The organism is Moorena sp. SIO4A1 (assembly GCF_010672065.1).
Classification (GTDB): domain Bacteria; phylum Cyanobacteriota; class Cyanobacteriia; order Cyanobacteriales; family Coleofasciculaceae; genus Moorena.
This window is the reverse complement of the sequence record NZ_JAAHHX010001100.1, coordinates 1-1001: the sequence shown is the minus strand read 5'-3', so window position 1 is coordinate 1001 and position 1001 is coordinate 1. Positions and strand designations below refer to the sequence as shown.

Annotated in this window: 1 protein-coding gene; it reads left to right on the top strand. The window is 40.5% G+C overall.

The window, feature by feature from the left end; all coding sequences use genetic code 11:
• The coding region (locus tag F6K53_RS45570; RefSeq protein WP_293087860.1) for a transposase at positions 1-741 on the top strand (741 nt) is incomplete at its 5' end.
• Positions 742-1001 lie beyond the last annotated feature (260 nt).

Genomic DNA, 1001 nt, shown 5'->3' with positions numbered 1-1001 from the left:
TGGATGGTTTCTACGACCAAGCATTTACCAAAACCCGAATTCAAAGGTCATGACTTCTGTATACTTACCGATGGTGCTACAGAACTTACTTATAACAAGGGTCGGTGGTTTGCGCACTTTCCTGTAGAATTTGACCTTGAGCCTACTGAAACTAAAAAAGTGATAGCTCTAGACCCCGGAGTCAGAACCTTCATGACTGGTTTTGACGGTACTGAATTCCTGGAGTTTGGCGACAACGATTTTCAGCGAATAGCTAAACTTTGTTCGCATTTAGATAAATTAAAAAGTAAGCATGATAAATCGAAAGGACATATATACAAACATCGTCGATACAAGTTAAAAGCAGCGATGGAAAAGCTTAGGACTAGGATTAAAAATCTTAGAGCTGAACTACACAAACAAGTAGCTTCCTATTTAGCAAGGAACTACGATGTGATTGTTTTACCAACTTTTAACACATCACAAATGGTTCCACGAAAGAAGCGAAAGTTAAAGACTAAAACAGCTAGAGCGATGATGACCTGGGGATTTTATCAGTTCTCTCAAATATTGGAACACTTGTGTAACCGTTATGGTTCCAAGTTAGTGAGAATAACTGAAGAATACACATCTAAAACTTGCACAAAATGTGGCCATATTCATAGAAAACTTGGTAGTTCTAAGAATTTTTTGTGTCCACATTGCGGTTATGAGATCCCCAGAGATTTTAATGGAGCCGTCGGGATTTTCCTGTTCGCGTAGCGTCGGCTTTGCCGAAAGGCGATGTGGGATAACACCTTCCTCAATGCAGTTGGGGATGTAGTACTCAGCTTTTCTGACTCGGAAGATATCCCAGATCTCGAAGATGTCACGATTTGTCCGGGTTAAAAGGATCAGCCATGTTTAATTTAATCAGCAGAACATTGACATTTCTTCCTCGTGTAAGCCGAATTACAGAGAGGTTCAAAGACAGGTTTACACAGAGGTTAAAAAAGCCGATCACACAGAGCATCACACGGAGC